General features: G+C 48.9%; 14 protein-coding genes. 6 read left to right on the plus strand and 8 right to left on the minus strand.

What is annotated here, in order from left to right; genetic code table 11:
• Positions 1 to 151 precede the first annotated feature (151 nt).
• Positions 152 to 1,396: a two-component regulator propeller domain-containing protein gene (locus TH61_RS11865; protein WP_197464036.1), complete on the plus strand. Its 1,245-nt coding sequence runs from the start codon at positions 152 to 154 to the stop codon at positions 1,394 to 1,396.
• Between the two features lie 139 nt (positions 1,397 to 1,535).
• Here the strand turns inward: TH61_RS11865 and fabG are convergent, their stop codons facing one another.
• Entirely contained in the window at positions 1,536 to 2,282 is a 747-nt protein-coding gene (gene fabG, locus TH61_RS11870; RefSeq protein ID WP_066509501.1) for a 3-oxoacyl-[acyl-carrier-protein] reductase, read from the minus strand.
• Between the two features lie 156 nt (positions 2,283 to 2,438).
• Positions 2,439 to 3,179: a tetratricopeptide repeat protein gene (locus TH61_RS11875; RefSeq protein WP_066509503.1), complete on the minus strand. Its 741-nt coding sequence runs from the start codon at positions 3,177 to 3,179 to the stop codon at positions 2,439 to 2,441.
• A gap of 212 nt (positions 3,180 to 3,391) precedes the next feature.
• Here TH61_RS11875 and nudK point away from each other — a divergent pair, with 212 nt between their 5' ends.
• The gene (gene nudK, locus TH61_RS11880; protein WP_066509505.1) at positions 3,392 to 3,979 is read left to right on the plus strand and encodes a GDP-mannose pyrophosphatase NudK; all 588 of its coding nucleotides are present in this window, start codon (positions 3,392 to 3,394) and stop codon (positions 3,977 to 3,979) included.
• Between the two features lie 100 nt (positions 3,980 to 4,079).
• A complete protein-coding gene (locus TH61_RS11885; protein ID WP_066509507.1) occupies positions 4,080 to 4,667 on the plus strand; it encodes a histidine phosphatase family protein in 588 nt (195 codons plus the stop codon).
• Between the two features lie 139 nt (positions 4,668 to 4,806).
• On the opposite strand, the gene crcB is transcribed toward TH61_RS11885, so the two are convergent.
• Positions 4,807 to 5,178, minus strand: coding sequence for a fluoride efflux transporter CrcB (gene crcB, locus TH61_RS11890; RefSeq protein ID WP_066509509.1), 372 nt, complete (start codon positions 5,176 to 5,178; stop codon positions 4,807 to 4,809).
• Positions 5,179 to 5,354: 176 nt separating this feature from the next.
• On the opposite strand from crcB, the gene TH61_RS11895 reads away from it, so the two are divergent.
• On the plus strand, positions 5,355 to 5,828 hold the full coding sequence (locus tag TH61_RS11895; RefSeq protein ID WP_157600698.1) for an ASCH domain-containing protein: 474 nt from the start codon (positions 5,355 to 5,357) through the stop codon (positions 5,826 to 5,828).
• A 170-nt stretch (positions 5,829 to 5,998) separates the two neighbouring features.
• Here TH61_RS11895 and TH61_RS11900 read toward each other — a convergent pair whose 3' ends face one another.
• The 3 genes from TH61_RS11900 to xerA form a co-directional block, all read right to left on the minus strand.
• The gene (locus tag TH61_RS11900; RefSeq protein WP_066509514.1) at positions 5,999 to 6,412 is read right to left on the minus strand and encodes a hypothetical protein; all 414 of its coding nucleotides are present in this window, start codon (positions 6,410 to 6,412) and stop codon (positions 5,999 to 6,001) included.
• Between the two features lie 59 nt (positions 6,413 to 6,471).
• Complete coding sequence (locus tag TH61_RS11905; RefSeq protein WP_157600699.1) at positions 6,472 to 6,885, minus strand: hypothetical protein; 414 nt, start codon at positions 6,883 to 6,885, stop codon at positions 6,472 to 6,474.
• Positions 6,886 to 7,079: 194 nt separating this feature from the next.
• On the minus strand, positions 7,080 to 8,099 hold the full coding sequence (xerA, locus tag TH61_RS11910) for a site-specific tyrosine recombinase/integron integrase (protein WP_082780460.1): 1,020 nt from the start codon (positions 8,097 to 8,099) through the stop codon (positions 7,080 to 7,082).
• A 645-nt stretch (positions 8,100 to 8,744) separates the two neighbouring features.
• On the opposite strand from xerA, the gene lpdA reads away from it, so the two are divergent.
• The gene (lpdA, locus tag TH61_RS11915; protein WP_066509517.1) at positions 8,745 to 10,139 is read left to right on the plus strand and encodes a dihydrolipoyl dehydrogenase; all 1,395 of its coding nucleotides are present in this window, start codon (positions 8,745 to 8,747) and stop codon (positions 10,137 to 10,139) included.
• A gap of 370 nt (positions 10,140 to 10,509) precedes the next feature.
• Positions 10,510 to 12,939 carry a TonB-dependent receptor domain-containing protein gene (locus TH61_RS11920; protein WP_066509524.1) on the plus strand — a complete coding sequence of 810 codons (2,430 nt, stop codon included), beginning with the start codon at positions 10,510 to 10,512 and terminating at the stop codon, positions 12,937 to 12,939.
• Positions 12,940 to 13,060: 121 nt separating this feature from the next.
• On the opposite strand, the gene TH61_RS11925 is transcribed toward TH61_RS11920, so the two are convergent.
• Both TH61_RS11925 and TH61_RS11930 read right to left on the minus strand, forming a co-directional pair.
• Entirely contained in the window at positions 13,061 to 13,363 is a 303-nt protein-coding gene (locus tag TH61_RS11925) for a glycine zipper domain-containing protein (protein WP_066509526.1), read from the minus strand.
• A 200-nt stretch (positions 13,364 to 13,563) separates the two neighbouring features.
• On the minus strand, positions 13,564 to 13,824 hold the full coding sequence (locus TH61_RS11930; RefSeq protein WP_066509527.1) for a hypothetical protein: 261 nt from the start codon (positions 13,822 to 13,824) through the stop codon (positions 13,564 to 13,566).
• Between the last annotated feature and the right edge of the window lie 42 nt (positions 13,825 to 13,866).

Below are 13,866 nucleotides of genomic sequence, written 5' to 3' on the forward strand. Positions count from 1 at the left end.
TGTTTAGCCAGTAGCTTATTGTATTTCGTTTTTGGGCTAGTTTCTGGAAATTAGGCCAAAAAGGATAATTTGGAAAGACCTAAGCTAGATGCGCTTAAGGATCCTCCTGAAACGCGAGAAGGCTTATCTTCCTATATTGACTTTAAACCGAATGTTAGACTTCACACATGGTGCTGAAAAGCGTAAGATTACGATGAGGCAGCAATTGCCGGTTACTGCAAAACGACACCCAACCCCACAAATAGGTAAGAACCTCAAAGGCCATTTGACTATGAAAAGCTATCTCTCATCAACGAAGTTTGTTGCTTTCTTGACCATTTTACTTTTGGGGACTGCCTGCAACGGAACAGTCAAAAGAGAGGTATCAAAAGAGAAGGCAAGCGAATCAAACATTACAGCTTTGGCTCCTCCTAAACTCATAAAGACCATAGGCAACCCCAGGTATGGCAATGTTCAATGTAGCCTGCAGGACCAAGCCGGGAACCTTTGGTTCGGGACCACAGAAAATGGGCTTTACAAATATGACGGAAAATCGTTTACCCAGTTTTTAGTGACCGATGGGCTAAGCAGTAATGATATTTCCTCCCTTTTGGAGGATAAAGACGGTAACCTCTGGATAGGCACTAAAGCGGGACTATGTCTCTATGATGGTAAGACATTTGCCAGAATTCAGATTCCTCTACCAAAAAACCTGCCTCCCAATAAAAATCCCTACTACAGCGACTCGCATCGGGTGACCAGTATGATGCAAGCAAAAAGCGGAAAACTATGGTTTGTCACCATAGATGGCGTGTATGTCTACGATGGCAAATCTTTTACCCTGTTTATAGTGGACGAGGCCGCAAATGGCTTTTTGACCAGTAACGATAAGGTGGAACAGATTTTTGAAGATAAGGCAGGTAACATTTGGTTGGGCGGCAGGACCAATGAAGGCGTGTACCGGTATGATGGCAAATCGGTGACCAACCTTAAGCTAACGGTATTATTTCAAAATGGACCCAAGCCAAAAGCTCATAGTTGGGGCTGGCCTCAAGTGCAAGACAAAAACGGGAATATCTGGTTCAGCAATTGGGGTGGGGCGTACCGGTATGACGGCAAATCAATTACAAGTTTTACAGAAAAAGACGGCATGCCCGGCGAAGTCACCCGCATCATAGAAGACAGACAGGGAAGCCTCTGGTTTGGCGGTGCTGATGGACTTAGCCGTTATGATGGCAAATCCTTCACACGTTTTACCAAAAAAGATGGACTGGTCAATCCTTGGGTTTGGTCAATTCTGGAAGACAAAACGGGAAACCTTTGGGTGGGCACCAGAGAAACCGGCCTCTACCTTTTTGATGGAAATAGGTTAATTGCTTATTCAGAATATAAACGCTCGCCTGTATCGGAGGAATAAATTAAATCTCATACAACAGGCAAAAGCGAGTAAAAGTAACAGACTACCAATACGGAATCCGTAGGACTAGTCAATAATTAAAAAGCCGGTATCAGGATTCCCTAACACCGGCTTTTTAATTATACTATAATAACAGCAATTACGTCAGCATGCCGCCGTCCACTTGCAGGGTCTGGCCAGTTACGTAAGAAGAAAGGTCAGAGGCCAGGAACACGCAGGCGTTGGCTACGTCCTCGGGAGCACCACCACGCTTCAAGGGGATGGCTTTTCTCCACTCGGCTACGGTAGCGGCGTCCAGCTCGTCGGTCATGTCGGTTTCAATGAAACCGGGCGCGATGGCGTTGCTTCTGATGTTTCTAGAACCTAGTTCCAAAGCCACTGATTTGGTGAAGCCAATGATGCCGGCTTTAGAGGCGGCGTAGTTGGCCTGGCCCGCATTGCCTTTGATGCCCACCACAGAGGTCATGTTGATAATAGAGCCGCTCTTGGCGCGCATCATGTGCTTGGTGGCAGACTTGGTCAGGTTGAAAACTGATTTCAGGTTGGTGTTGATGACGGCGTCCCACTGCTCCTCAGACATGCGCATCAACAAACCGTCTTTGGTAATGCCGGCGTTGTTTACCAGCACGTCCAGCTTCCCAAAATCCTTCACCACGTTCTCCACCAATTCTTCGGCTTGTTTAAAGTCTGATGCGTCTGAACGGTAGCCTTTGGCCTGAATGCCGTACTCGGCTAGTTCTTTCTCCAGGGCCTGGCCTTTTTCTACGCTAGACAAATAGGTGAACGCAACATTGGCGCCCATTTCGGCATATTTGGTGGCAATGGCGCGGCCAATACCCTTAGAGGCGCCGGTCACCAACGCAACTTTTCCTTCCAGTAATTTCATAAGTCTTGATTAGTTGCCTGTTCTATTGACTAGAGCAGACAAGGGTGTTCAGCCCCAAAGATACTAATTGCCCGCATTTGCAAAAGCACCCAAATGGATAGAATTACGGAGAAGCCATTTTTAGGCTGTTTTCTGGAAAGGAGGCAAAAACGAAGCCTATTTGCAGAAGCGCTGCTGGGCGGTGCCGGCCTGCGGATTACCCAACTCAAAGGACCGTTGCCAGTCTGCGCAAGCATCTTTGCGTTTGCGCTGGGTGTACTTGAGCACGCCGCGGTTATAGAACGCCTCATCCATTTGCGGGTCCAGGGCAATGGCTTGGTCATAATCTGCCAAGGCCAGCGGGTATTGTTTCTGGCGCATGCGCAGGTTGGCGCGGTTCAGGTAAGCCACACTGTAATCTGGCTGAAGAGAAATAGCCTGTGAAAAGTCTGCGATGGCACCCTTGGTGTCCCTCAGTCTGGCCTTGTTTAGCCCACGGTTGTTGTAGGCTTTGGCGTAATTAGGCTGAAAAGCAATGGCTTGGTTATAGTCCTGAATGGCGGCCTTGTACTGCTTTTGGTTTTGCTTTACATCCCCCCTGAATTTATAAGACTCGGCGTCCCTCGGGATTAAGGAGATGGCCTTGGTGAAGTCTGCCGTGGCGCCAGCGTAATCGCTGGACTCGTATTTGGCGATGCCGCGCAGGCGGTACAAATTACCGTCGTCGGGCTTCTTGGCGATGGCCTGGTCATATTCCGTGATGGCGCCTATGTAATCCTTCTTGCTGACGCGCTCCAGACCTTCACGCGAGTGCGTCTTGGCCGTTTTGCAGCCCGCCAAAGGGAAAAGCACCAGCACTACTACCAATGCGCCGTTGCGCCGCAACGCCCGGCAAACAGAAGAAAAATCAAGGACCATACATCAACAAGGTTAGATTGCTGCTACATACTGTTTTTGTAAAATATAGTTGTAGGCAAATATTTTGCAGATTTGAACGTTCTGCCTCAGAATTGCGGAGAGGGCTTTAAAAGGAAGCCCATATTTCATTTAAAAGCCTCTTCAACAAACGCGTAACACCTGTTTCCCAGAAAGTTTAACTCACACACCGTACTCACTAGTACTAGTCCCGCATGGCCCAACCAAAAGTAAAGAACATCAGCACAGAAATCTTGTCAGATAACTGGTACACCTTGAACAAGGTAACGTTTGACTACCGCAGGCCAGACGGCAACTGGGAGACCCAAAGCCGCGAGGCCTATGACCGGGGCAACGGGGCCACCATCCTGCTCTACAACCGCACCGGCGGCACCGTTATTCTCACCAGGCAGTTCAGGATGCCCACTTACTTGAACGGCAACGCATCCGGAATGTTGATTGAGGCCTGCGCCGGCCTTTTGGACCAGGATGACCCATTGCAGTGCATCAAACGCGAAACCGAGGAGGAGACCGGCTACCGCGTCTCTGACGTGCGCAAGGTCATGGAAGCCTACATGTCGCCGGGGTCCGTCACGGAGAAGCTTTACTTTTTTGTAGCCGAATACAGTAAGGACATGAAGGTGACTGAGGGCGGTGGCCACGCCGAAGAACAGGAAAACATAGAGGTGCTAGAGCTTCCCTTCCAGGAGGCGCTGCAACTAGTGAAAACCGGCCAGATTATGGACGCCAAAACCATCATGCTGCTCCAGTATGCCCAACTGCACCAACTGTTGGCCAACTGATGTCCGTTTTTGGGTTGTTTTGTCCAAATTAGCCCAAAAGCGAAGCCCTGTTGAATTAAGAGAAAATATGCTACCTTGATTCCGCATACTTGTACCCACTATGAAACAGATTAAACCACTTCTGCTCCTGGGAATAACCTTCCTGGTACTTTTCTCTATGTTCAGCTGCTCTGCGCCCAAAGCCGCCAACGGGGTAGCTGCCGCTAACCAAGAGGCCGGACAAACCACTGTGTACATTGCCCGCCACGGTGAAAAGGCCGCTTCCTCGGGCGCCATGACCGATGACCCTTCGCTCTCTGAGGCCGGCAAGGTCCGCGCCCAGGAGTTAAAGTCTAAGTTGGGGAACGCTCAGGTGAAAGGTTTGTACGCCACCAAGTACAAACGCACCCAAGAGACCTTGCAGCCCTTGAGCGAGGCCACCAAAATACCCGTGCAAATCTACGAGGCCGGAGACGCCACTGGACTAGCCGCCAAGGTGAAAGCCGCCCACGCTGGCCAGACGGTAGTAGTGGCCGGGCACTCCAACACGGTGCTGTCTTTGGTAGAGGCGTTCGGGGCGCAGAAGCCGTTTGCCGCCGTGGCAGACCATGAGTATGACTATCTGTTTAAAATATCCTTGTCTGAAGGCAAACCCGCCACAGTAGAGGTGATGAAGTACGGAGCCGCCTCTGTAGCGCCCGCCAAGTAAGCAGGCGTTTATTCCCAAATCCTTCCAAAGCCGTTTTTGGCCTGTTTTTAAGAAAACAGGCCAAAAACGGCTTTTTATTTCAGCACCTCTATCAATTAAAACAAGGTTCTCTATAGTGTCAACCTAGCGCGACCGAGGACTACAAGAATTTGGGAATGGACAGACCCGCAAACGTGGCAAGCAGGCCAATGACGACACTGGCGGCAATATAGGTAGCGGCATACGCAAGTTGACCGTCTCGTAGCAAGGCCACCGTCTCATAAGAAAAGGCAGAAAACGTGGTGAAGCCGCCTAATACACCCGTTGCCAGAAAGAGGCGCCACTCATTGGATAAGTTTCCTTTCTCTGCTAACCCAAACACCAACCCAATCAAGAAACAGCCTATGAGGTTCACGCCCAAGGTCCCGAAAGGGAAGGAGGTGCCAACCTTCGTCTGGATGGCTAGTGAAAGCAGGTAGCGGGAAATGCCTCCTAGAAAACTGCCCAGGCCTATGGCCAATATCATCTTCATGGTTGGTCTATCTGTTGTTTGTTAGATGTATTGGCTATGCTTAACGTAGAAGGTATTTATACAGGGATGGCATCCTGCGTTCTGCAAGCATTGGCTAAAGGTAAAAACCTAACTTGAAAAACCATAGCCGGTAACATGAAGGTCTGCCGCCATTGTATGAGTGCCAGGCTATAGCCGTGATTTTTGTTGGAATAGGAATTGTAATAGCTCTCCCAATGGCAGAAAAGCAAAGAATATACAAGGCTTTGATTATGAACGATTATCCAGGCGCGCCCTATGCGGATTGGATAAAGAACGGAGAAAAAACTATAGAAACCAGGTTCAGGACTTTTAAGTATCGTGGAGATATTGTTATCTGCTGCGGAAAAACAAACTCAGTTGGTAAAAATGCCGGCAAAGCCCTGTGCATTGTGGAATTATGGAAAATAAGGCCCATGAGAAAAGGAGATGAGGAAGCCGCCGGGGTAAAATTTAACCCAGAACTCAATTGTTTCTTACTCAAGAACTGGAGACATTTTAGCCGTGATTTTGAGTTCTCGCCGCAAAGGATTTCAGGAGCATGGCAGAGTCTTTTTGACATATCCATACCAAGCGATGTTGAGATTGTTTCAAAACCCAACATCAAGGCCTTTCCAGAAAAAGAGCAGTAACCTGCAATAGTTTATAGTGGCAAAAGCCTACGTGTAAATCTGAAACGAATTTTGGCCTATAACGGCTAGGCTAAACGTCGGCAAAGGCCGTCGGCCGAGCTGGCGTTTAGCTGTTGTTAGAGGTAGTATTTTTTCTGTTGGTTGCCAGTCATATTTCAATTGCGCTAATGCTAATGATTAGGCAATTTGATTGCATTTTTTACCCCACCTGTAAACTCAATGAATGAGCGTAGTTCTAGCTTCCCTTTGCTGTTCTGTACAAAGGTTTTTACTGAAGAGTCGGGTTCGTGGCTATATCTATAATGGTAGTAGTTTTTCGCAATGAATTTGCTTGATTCAATCTGGTAGGTTCCACTCACAAAAAGTGTGTCATTCCGCATGGCCTCTATTATAAGGCCTGCTTGGGGTTCACCGCTTTGAGAGTATAAGGTAAACGTTTTGCAGTGATATGATTCATCCTTTAAGAAGATTCCGTCCTTTTTAGTCTTGTAAGTAAATTTGCCAATTCTAATACTTTCCTGTAATGGTGTAGCTTGGCAAATAACAATACCTAAAATTCCCAATATTGATAGAGTCTTTTTCATAATATTACCGCTAACGGACTAGTATAAACGACGCCGAAGGCCGTCGGCCGAGGTGACGTTTATACAGTGTTAGGTGTAGATGTTTTTCCTTTTTCCTGAAACTCTACCTTGAGTTTATAATCAAGTTTCTCTTTGTTTAGAATCTTATATTGAAGTCGGTAATAAATGATTTCCGTACATAGAACTTCCTCTTTTAATCTATACACCAACGTGAGCGAGTCTCCTTTGTAAACAAGATCTCCTTCCATGTCAGCGCATCCGTCCCAAGGGAAGTCTGCCGTCACATACAGAGTATCCCCCCTCTGTTCTTTTTGGATGCTTCCTTTTCCGTAAGTGTAGTTATTTAGTTCTTCTGAGGTTAAATCCCTGAGAAACTTATTGTCGAAGGATATTAAGTTTTTATGGATTTGACTGTCACCACCATTCCCTTCCTTATGTTGGCAGGAGAAACAAAGAAGTATGAATAATGCCAAAGAGGAGTAACAAAGCCATTTCATTTATTCGATATTTTATCATTTACACCTAACGTCTGGATAAACGCCACAGTGGCGTTTATTTCAAATATAGTAACTGAAATTGATAGGTGCGTTTATTTCAGTAAAGACAAGCTTAACTTCTTGGTTTTAAAGGCAATATACATTTGGTGATTTTCAAAAAATGAAAATAATCATATTTTTATACGGTCCAGCGGGCTTTTTATCTTCTCCATACCTTTTCTAGTAATATGCGTGTAAATTTCAGTGGTTTTACTGGAATGGTGGCCTAATAAGACTTGAATGTACCTTAGGTCGGTTCCCTGTTCTAATAGATGGGTGGCAAAGCTGTGCCGGAGAGTATGTAAAGAAACCTCTTTCTGGATGCCAGCTTTTAGGCAGGCGTTTTTAAAGATTTTCCTTGCGCTGGTGTAGCTATAGGCCTCCCCAGCTTGTCCCTCAAACAACCAGACCTTAGGTTTATACTGTTGGTAGTATTGCCTAAGATAAATCAGGATTTTCTCTGAGAGTAATGTGATGCGGTCCTTCTGTCCTTTTCCCGCTCGTATATTCAAGACCTTTCTTTGGGAATCAATATCAATGACCTTCAGGTTAATCAATTCGCCAGCCCGTAAACCGGCAGAGTAAATTAAAAGCAGAATGCATTTGTGCTTGAGGTTGTCTACTGCTTGCATAATGCGTGTAACTTCCTCCTCGCTTAATACTTCTGGCAAGGTATGCGCCTTTTTAGGCCGGTCTAGGTAATAGACAGTGCGCGGCCGCCTGAGTACTTTCTCATAATAGAATTTGATGGCGTTCACCGCTGAGTTCTGGTGCGAGGCAGAAATGTCATAGTCATCAATTAAATGCAACATGTACGCTTTAATGTCTGCCTCCTCCAAGGTGGCAGGGTCACGGTCTGCATAGTAATTGATAAAGTCAAGGAACAGGCTCTTGTATTGTTTAACCGTATTGGGACTATAGCCTTTTAAGGCCAGCGTGTCTAGATAGTCCTTGGGGCAGGGCTTAACAAGAGTAGGTTTGGGCTTGACCGGTGCCAAGGGTGTACTTTCCTCTTTTGGTTTTTTGCACACCTCCAGGGGAAGGCCGTACTGCTCAAAGTGGTCCTTCAATTCTGCCACTATGGCTTCTGAAAACGGCAGCGTCCAAACTTTTGAAGCTGTGTCCCAGAAATAATATGGAATCGACTTCATCTTCTTAAGATGCGCCGGATGGTAAGGAAACCTAACCTCCATGCGTTTACTGGGCAGCACTGTCAAGGTAACCTGTTGGTGGTTGGTAGAAAGACATGCTGGCTCAGTTGGCCTTCCTGTGTTTAACGTGGCAGATTCTGTGCCAGCCACCATAGGAGAGGGGAGAGAGGAGAAGACAGCAATAGAGGTCCCATTCGCAGTAAGAAGTGTCTGTAGCTCCCCAAAGCATTTGGCAAGCAGCGCAAAGGACTCTTTGCTGTAGGGCAGATGCCAACAGGTATGCGTCTTGCTCCATCTTCTGCCAGGTATGGTTTTTATCTGAGTGGTATGCCAGGCAGTGGCTGGGAGATCTACCCTTATTCTCTTTTCGTTGAGGTGTAAGAGTAAACTGGCTTGTACAAGGCCCGGTGAAGTTTTTGTTTCCATAAGCTTTTCAAGGATTTCAGTGCCTACAACCATTGGTGGTTTTTTGTTCCTGATAATCTGTTGTTTAGCTCTTCTGGCAAAGCATTCAAGCCAAAGACGCTTTACCGTTTTCAGCCTCTTTCCCCCAAAACAGCCCAAAAACGTCATCTTGCTTTGAAACTTGGCAAAAGCGGGTTTATGATGTAGCTTTGTCTCAAGTAAAACCTTACATCCAGACACATGGCATCAACATATGATTTGATAGTGGTAGGAAGCGGCCCAGGTGGGTACGTGGCTGCCATCCGCGCTTCGCAATTGGGTATGAAAGTAGGCGTGGTAGAGAAAGCCGAATTGGGCGGCATCTGCCTCAACTGGGGCTGTATCCCCACAAAAGCCTTATTGAAGAGTGCACAGGTTTTTGAATACATCAAGCATGCGGCTGACTACGGCATCAGCGTAGATAATGCGTCGGCTGACTTTGGGGCGGTGGTAAACCGTAGCCGTGGCGTAGCCCAGGGCATGAGCAAAGGCATCCAGTTCCTGTTCAGAAAAAACAAGATTGACCACATAGCCGGTTACGGCAAACTAAAAGGCAAAGGCCAGTTAGAGGTGACCTCTGAGGACGGCCAAGCCCAAATCTACGAAGCCAAGCACATCATCCTGGCTACTGGTGCCCGCTCCCGTGAATTGCCGAACCTGCCTATTGACGGTCAGAAAATCATTGGCTACCGCCAGGCCATGGTCCTGGAGAACATGCCAAAGAAAATGGTAGTGGTAGGCTCAGGCGCCATCGGCGTGGAGTTCGCCTATTTCTACAACGCCATGGGCACCGAGGTGACCGTGGTAGAGTACCTGCCCAACATTGTGCCGGTAGAGGACGAAGAAATTTCCAAGCAACTGGAGAAGTCGTTCAAAAAGTCGGGTATCAACGTAATGACCAACTCTGAAGTATTGTCAGTAGACACGTCTGGTGCGGGTTGCGTAGTGAAAATAAAAACCGCCAAAGGCGAAGAAACAATTGAGGCGGACGTAGTACTTTCGGCTGTGGGTATCCAAACCAACCTGGAGAACCTTGGTCTGGAGGAAGTAGGCGTAGCCGTAGAGCGTGGCCGCGTCATCACAGATGATTTCTACAAGACCAACGTGGAAGGCGTGTACGCCATCGGTGACATCGTGAAAGGTCCAGCCTTGGCACACGTGGCCTCAGCAGAAGGTATTATTTGCGTGGAGGCCATTGCCGGTCACCACCCAGAGCCTTTGGATTACAAGAACATACCGGGCTGTACGTATTGCTCGCCAGAGATTGCGTCTGTGGGCTACACAGAGAAAGAGTGCAAGGAGATGGGCCGCGAAATTAAAGTGGGCAAATTCCCGTTCTCTGCTTCTGGAAAAGCCAGCGCCGGCGGTGTGAAAGACGGATTTGTGAAGGTGATTTTTGACGCCAAATACGGTGAGTTCCTGGGAGCGCACATGATTGGCGCCAACGTAACCGAGATGATTGCCGAGATTGTAGTGGCCCGTAAATTGGAGACGACCGGTCATGAAATCATCAAAGCCGTTCACCCACACCCAACCATGTCTGAGGCCGTGATGGAAGCCGCTGCGGCTGCCTACGGTGAGGTGATTCACTTATAGAACATTCTACTTTTAGATAAGAAAGGCCCGAGGGAAACTTCGGGCCTTTCTGTTTTTGGCCTCATTCCCAGAAAACAGGCCAAAAACAGAAAGGTGCGCTGGATGTTAAACTATTAGAGCAATGACTTGTCTAAGTAATGCTTGCTGTTCGTTTTAAATCTTTCAGGCCACTTCTATCCATGCCCGCAAGAAGATGCTTTCGGCAGAGAAGACTAGAAAGTGATACGGTTTGTATCTTGATAAATATGTTAAGTAATATTGTTTTGCTGAACTTTTAGAGAATGGTAGACTAGAAGTTGGCTGTCCGCCTTTTCAGTTCCTCGTGATTGATAGATTGAGTACAAGAGTTGCGTATCCTTATTTCCCCTGCATGAAACACCTATTTCTGTTATTCTTTTTCATTTCTGTTCTAACCACTTCCGGCCAGGCCCAAGGCAAGATTTCGGGGACCTTGCAAGAGGCGGGCACCAACCAACCGGTGGGCTTCGCGACGGCCGTGTTGCTGTCGGTGCAAGATTCGGCCATTGTCACCAGCGCCTTGGTAGGGGCCGAGGGAACGTTTGTCCTGGCACCCGCGCCCGTGGGCCGCTACCATGTCAAGTTCTCTTACATAGGCTACCAGACGCGCGTCCTGGCCAACGTGGTGGTGACCGCCGCCAAGCCGCAGGTGAACCTGGGCATCATCCAGTTAAAGACGGCCAGCACCACCTTGAAAGCCGTGGAGGTGATGGGCCAGCGCGAAGCCGTGGAGTACGGCTTGGACCGGCGCGTCTACAACGTGGGGCAGGACTTGTCAACGGTAGGTGGCACGGCGGTGGACGTGATGCAGAATGTGCCTTCGGTGACGGTAGACCAGGAAGGGACGGTGAGCATGCGCGGCACCTCCAACATCACCATTCTCATTGACGGCAAGCCCTCGGCGCTGAGCGGCTTGGGGCTGGACCAGATTCCGGCCAGCGCCATTGAGCGGGTAGAGGTCATCACCAATCCCTCCAGCAAGTATGACCCCAGCGGCACGGGCGGCGTGCTTAACATCATCCTCAAGAAAGAGCAGCAGCAAGGCCTGAACGGCATCGCCTCGGTGACCGCGGGCCTGAACAACCGCTACAACACCTCCCTGAACCTCAACTATAGAATAGGCAAGTTCAACCTGTTTGCCAACCATGACTTTAGAAGGGACTTGCGCCAAGGCGAAGGCACCGTGACCAGAAGGTACACGCCGGCCGGCGAAAGCGTGCGCCTGGAAGAGCTGGAGTCCAGCAACGAAAACATCAACAGCAACCACAACTTCAGGTTCGGCGCCGATTACCAGCTCACCGACAACCAAAGCTTGACCGGCTCCATTCTGTACCGCATGGGCACCCGGGAAAGTGAAGGCAACAGCTTCAGCCGGTTTCTGCGGGAGAGCAGCGCCCTGGACAGCACGTCTACCCGCCAAAACACGGGCAATGAGGATAGAAGCCTTTGGGAATACGCCCTGAGCTACCGCAAGACGTTTACCAAGCCCGGCCATGAACTGACCGCCGATGCTGTCTTCAATATGGAGCGCGAACCGGGCCAGGACGAGGTGCAGGAGCAGTTCAGGAATGCAGACGGCTCGCCTAGCCTGTACCAGCCTTTTACCTGGCAGCGGAACCTCAATCTGGAGCGGGAGCGCGAGTTTTCCTTGCAGGCAGATTACGTGCACCCGTTCCATGAGAAAGGAAAATGGGAGGCCGGTTACCGCAGCACGTTTGAGCGCAGCGACGAAGACACCAAGGCCAGTGACTTCAACTTCACCACCAGCCAGTTTGAGAACAATAGTGGCCGCACCAACCGCTTTGTCTATGAGGAATGGGTGCACGCCGTCTACGGGAACTATGGCGATGCCCTCAAGAAATTCAGCTATCAGGTAGGCGCCCGGGTAGAGCAGACTAACATTGTCACTGACCAAATCACGCAGGCCCAGCGCAACAAGCAGGACTACCTCAACCTGTTTCCAAGCCTGTTCCTGACTTATGATTTCTCTGAGGAGCAGAAGGTGCAGACCTCCTATAGTCGTCGCATTGACCGTCCCGGTACCTGGTCCTTGAATCCGTTTAGAGACGTTTCTGATCCGCGTAACATCCGGCAGGGCAACCCCAATCTGACACCCGAGTTCATTGATTCGTATGAGATCAACTACCTGCGTTTCTGGAAACAGACTACCCTCACGGTTGGCGTCTTCTACCGCAGGATGACGGACATTGTGCAGAGTTTCAGGACGCCTCTGGATGAGAATTCTACCATCTCTACGTTTGCCAACGTGGGCAAGGGAGAGTCTTATGGTCTGGAGCTGACCGGCACCGCCAACCTGGCCAACTGGTGGAAAATCAATGCCAACGCCTCTGGCTTCAATTACCGCATAGACGCCTCTGAAGAAGGGGGGCAGGCCAACAGCCGGTTAAGCTGGACCAGCCGTCTTAACTCCAACTTCACCCTGCCCTTCAAAACCGAAGTGCAATTGTCTGCCAACTACCGGTCTCCCACAGTGACCATCCAGGGAGAGCGGTCGGCGTTTTTTAGTACCAGTTTGAGCGCGCGCAAAGAGGTATTAAACGGAAAAGGGAACATCATTCTGCGGGTACAGGACATCTTCAACACCATGCGGTTCAACTCCAATACCTTCGTGGAGAATGAGTTTGAGGAAAGGAGCCGGTTTAAGCCGCAGAGCCAGTTGGTGTATGTGGGCTTCAGCTATAGGTTCGGGAACAACGGCCTGCAGAAAAAAGAAAGAGAAGAGCGCGGCGACGAGCCCCAGGAAATTCAGGAGGGCAATTAAGGCCCAGCCGTTTTTAGCTTATTTCCCTGAAAACAGGCCAAAAACGGCTAGGCGTTCAACAGAAGAGCCCGGCACATGTGCCGGGCTCTTCTGTTGTTGTAGGATGTATAAGGGAAAGGCCTTAGTCGTTGTTTTTCTTAGCGTACTGCTGATGGCGCTTAGGGTCTTTCTTCTTGTCTTTTTTCTTGCCTATGGCTCCCCCGGCCACCGTTCCGGCAACTCCGCCAATGACTGCGCCCTTGGTACCGCCCACCACGGCTCCAGCGGCCGCGCCACCGGCGCCACCAATCACAGCCCCTTTGGCTTTCTTACTCCAGCCTTTCTTTTCTTTCTTCTGGGTGTCCTGTGCCTGCGTCTCTGTGATGCTACCGCCCAAAAAGAAAACGGAGCAAAGCATGATAGTGACTATTTTTAACTTTTTCATAGTTTTAGGTAGTATGGCTTATATTGTATTAAACGAAGTATGTTAAAATTGGGTTGTACTGAGTCTTTAATGATTGTGTTAGCTATTGTCTTATTGCATGGAGTGTTTTAAAAACAAAGGCGCCTGCTTTCTTTACGAAAGCAGGCGCTACTATTAATTTAATAATTGAATTTAATCTATAATACGATAGTGTTTTCATTTTATTTAAATTTCACTTTAATAATGGTGGTGAGGTAGTCGTAAATTTCCGTGACTTCTTTGTCATACAGAAAGGTATTGTACTGGTCAGCTTCTACTTTGCAAACGCGGCACCCATTCTCCACCATCTGAAACACCACCTCCCGTATGCGCAGGGGATGACCAGCCAGGTTGAGCAGGCAAGTTGAATCTGCCGCTTCTACTTGCAGAAACAGATGATGCAAGGCATGTTCGTCAAATGGCTGTTGGTCTTGCGGGTTCATGGCAATCGCTTTAATCCCCGGCTAACAAAGACAACTGCCGCT

Origin of the sequence: Rufibacter sp. DG15C, from assembly GCF_001577755.1 — a bacterium.
Classification (GTDB): domain Bacteria; phylum Bacteroidota; class Bacteroidia; order Cytophagales; family Hymenobacteraceae; genus Nibribacter.

What these genes read in the sequence shown, in the direction of transcription:
- nudK (WP_066509505.1), top strand. Translation starts at nt 3,392, where the DNA reads ATGGCCCAACCAAAAGTAAAGAACATCAGCACAGAAATCTTGTCAGAT.
- xerA (WP_082780460.1), bottom strand. Translation starts at nt 8,099, where the DNA reads ATGAAGTCGATTCCATATTATTTCTGGGACACAGCTTCAAAAGTTTGG.
- lpdA (WP_066509517.1), top strand. Translation starts at nt 8,745, where the DNA reads ATGGCATCAACATATGATTTGATAGTGGTAGGAAGCGGCCCAGGTGGG.
- TH61_RS11930 (WP_066509527.1), bottom strand. Translation starts at nt 13,824, where the DNA reads ATGAACCCGCAAGACCAACAGCCATTTGACGAACATGCCTTGCATCAT.
- crcB (WP_066509509.1), bottom strand. Translation starts at nt 5,178, where the DNA reads ATGAAGATGATATTGGCCATAGGCCTGGGCAGTTTTCTAGGAGGCATT.
- TH61_RS11865 (WP_197464036.1), top strand. Translation starts at nt 152, where the DNA reads ATGTTAGACTTCACACATGGTGCTGAAAAGCGTAAGATTACGATGAGG.
- TH61_RS11925 (WP_066509526.1), bottom strand. Translation starts at nt 13,363, where the DNA reads ATGAAAAAGTTAAAAATAGTCACTATCATGCTTTGCTCCGTTTTCTTT.
- fabG (WP_066509501.1), bottom strand. Translation starts at nt 2,282, where the DNA reads ATGAAATTACTGGAAGGAAAAGTTGCGTTGGTGACCGGCGCCTCTAAG.
- TH61_RS11900 (WP_066509514.1), bottom strand. Translation starts at nt 6,412, where the DNA reads ATGAAAAAGACTCTATCAATATTGGGAATTTTAGGTATTGTTATTTGC.
- TH61_RS11875 (WP_066509503.1), bottom strand. Translation starts at nt 3,179, where the DNA reads ATGGTCCTTGATTTTTCTTCTGTTTGCCGGGCGTTGCGGCGCAACGGC.
- TH61_RS11920 (WP_066509524.1), top strand. Translation starts at nt 10,510, where the DNA reads ATGAAACACCTATTTCTGTTATTCTTTTTCATTTCTGTTCTAACCACT.
- TH61_RS11885 (WP_066509507.1), top strand. Translation starts at nt 4,080, where the DNA reads ATGAAACAGATTAAACCACTTCTGCTCCTGGGAATAACCTTCCTGGTA.